The following is a 2,205-nucleotide window of genomic DNA, read 5'->3' on the forward strand; positions in this document are numbered from 1 at the left end:
GTAAATCCAGTAAAACAGGAAATCCTGATTGAGATAACTTATCAGAAAAATCTTTTCCTGCATCATCACAATCTACCGCAAGTGTCAATAAATCAGGATGATTATCGAAATAGGTGGTGGTATCACGAATTGTATTGATCAAATGCAATAACTTTGAAGGTATTACTGTATCTAAAAATTCCAACTTCTGATTTTCTTCAGCTATTAGTCGTAAAGTTTGATAAGCAACAACAGACCTTTTTAATCCTTCCATAGATACCAAACGAACATCAGTTAGACTTTGTTGATGAAGTTCGTAATAGCTTATCAAGTCGACGAACGATTCACAAAAAACCAGTCTATTTGGTTTACCAATATCAAAAGATATTCCAATATGTCCATGGCTTCCTTTTAGAATCGTTTTCAGCCTCTCTCTAGGAAGAGAGTGATTCTTATAAATCCCTTGTAAGCTTGCTGCCTGCAGCTTGTGACGATGATCATAGCTTTTAAAAACGATAACAGGTTCAACTGTTTCATTTGTTTTCCAACTAGCTTGGGCTATCAAACCTTGTTGAATCATCTTTTGTATGATTTCTTCTGAGATTCCTCTACATTCTGTTAAATAATATCTAGCCAGACTGCAGTTAGAATCTTCTACTCTCTTTAAAGGATAATAAAATGGTCTCTCTCTTTTTTCTTGAACAGCTTCTTTTTGAAAAGGTTCTTCAGAAAGAAAGGCTAGAGCTTCTTTAAAGGAAATTCCCTTAACAAGTCGAACAAAATCAATGACATCACCTTGAATATCTCTTGAAAACCATTTAAAAGTATTGGTAGTTGAAAAAATCCGAAATGAATCGTGTTCAGAATGCTCATAGACACTGCTCGAAACTTGTTTAAAGTAGATACCTAAACGATTGGCTACATCAAGAATTGAAATTTGCTTACATTCCTCTATATTCATCAAACATCATCATTTTGTCGTAGTATTTGGCAGTGATGGTATTGATGATGATTCTTCTAAAGTTTTGGGAGTGGTCTTATCTAAATCATCTAATCCAGATTTCCAAACCTGTACTTGATTGACCAATAACTTACCAGGTAGTTTAGAATAGGACAATTTAACCGTTCTGGTTTCTGTCTGATTGGTCTTTGATTGGTTTGCATTCTTTAAATCGGATACATAGGTTACATTATATGAGACCATGGCAATGGCTTGATTCGTAGTCTGATTGACAAAGATATCAGCTTTTTCAAAATGATAATCTAAAATATAATCCTTATACACTTGGTTCATGGCATCATTTTGACTTGACAATTCTTGAGAATAAGCTGATTCAGTCATATAAGGTTGAATACGTGTATTATTTTCTCCGAGCTTTTCTTTCGTATAGTACTGCGTAAAAAATTCTTTTACAGTATCCGATGACAAAATGCTGGCTTTATCTTCTGCTTGTTTATTCTCTACAAGTTTAGCTGCAGCCAATTCAATCTCTTTACGACTTTGTTTAGCAGTCGAGTGTTGACCAGCAGTATATCCCATCATGAGAATAAAGCTAGTTGCAGCCACTGCTCCAACACTAATTAAGGCTTTAGTTTTGACTTTATTTAACATCTTAGACCTTCTTTCTATAAAAACTAGGTCAAGAATAACAAAAAGGACTTGTAAGTTTTATCACACCATAATAAAAGGTGATTCCTACATTTAAGAAGCAAAATCGTACAGTTCAGAGAAAAATATCAAAACTATCTGTCTTCAGCTTATAATGTAACTATGAAAAATTTAAAAGAAGAAAATTTGAGAAGAGCTCTTTCTCATATTGAACGACATAGACAAGCCATAAATACAAGTAATAACAGTGAGGATAATGATTTTCATAAATTACTGCTCCAATTTAGCTATGAAGTATATGAAAGAATCAAGGCTAATAAAAAACCTTATCCGAATTTAGATTCAGATAAAGTTTTTTAACCATCTAACAAGTTTACATACTTTCCTTAGTTTTGGAGTTTATTAAACGCCAACTGAATCCTAGAACCAACATCAGATTGATGAAAAGGTACACAGCCGTAAAACTAGTTAAACCATGTTGTCTGATATCATCGAAGTATAAAGTCGGTTCAGTAAAGAACAGATAAATTCCATAGACCTCCACGAAAATAAGAAAACTGATAAAACCAATAAGGAAAAGTCCACTGGCAATAAGAAAGAGTCTCCATAAAAGAATG

General features: G+C 33.3%; 4 protein-coding genes. 1 reads left to right on the forward strand and 3 read right to left on the reverse strand.

All coding sequences use genetic code 11. From position 1 onward, the window contains the following. Both L0M85_RS09650 and L0M85_RS09655 read right to left on the reverse strand, forming a co-directional pair. On the reverse strand, window positions 1-940 hold a 940-nt coding region (locus L0M85_RS09650), incomplete at its 3' end, for a DUF3991 domain-containing protein (RefSeq protein ID WP_238656928.1). Between the two features lie 9 nt (window positions 941-949). Beyond that, window positions 950-1,591: a peptidylprolyl isomerase gene (locus tag L0M85_RS09655; protein ID WP_238656929.1), complete on the reverse strand. Its 642-nt coding sequence runs from the start codon at window positions 1,589-1,591 to the stop codon at window positions 950-952. Between the two features lie 159 nt (window positions 1,592-1,750). Here L0M85_RS09655 and L0M85_RS09660 point away from each other — a divergent pair, with 159 nt between their 5' ends. After that, window positions 1,751-1,948 carry a hypothetical protein gene (locus L0M85_RS09660; RefSeq protein WP_002876112.1) on the forward strand — a complete coding sequence of 66 codons (198 nt, stop codon included), beginning with the start codon at window positions 1,751-1,753 and terminating at the stop codon, window positions 1,946-1,948. 13 nt (window positions 1,949-1,961) lie between these two features. Here the strand turns inward: L0M85_RS09660 and L0M85_RS09665 are convergent, their stop codons facing one another. Continuing rightward, complete coding sequence (locus L0M85_RS09665) at window positions 1,962-2,204, reverse strand: DUF5966 family protein (RefSeq protein WP_238656930.1); 243 nt, start codon at window positions 2,202-2,204, stop codon at window positions 1,962-1,964. Window position 2,205 lies beyond the last annotated feature (1 nt).

This window comes from Streptococcus sp. DFI.7.26 (assembly GCF_022240605.1).
GTDB lineage: Bacteria > Bacillota > Bacilli > Lactobacillales > Streptococcaceae > Streptococcus > Streptococcus xiaochunlingii.

Bases quoted from the DNA above. Each gene is read 5' to 3' on its own strand.
- L0M85_RS09660 (WP_002876112.1), top strand. From the start codon at position 1,751: ATGAAAAATTTAAAAGAAGAAAATTTGAGAAGAGCTCTTTCTCATATT.
- L0M85_RS09655 (WP_238656929.1), bottom strand. From the start codon at position 1,591: ATGTTAAATAAAGTCAAAACTAAAGCCTTAATTAGTGTTGGAGCAGTG.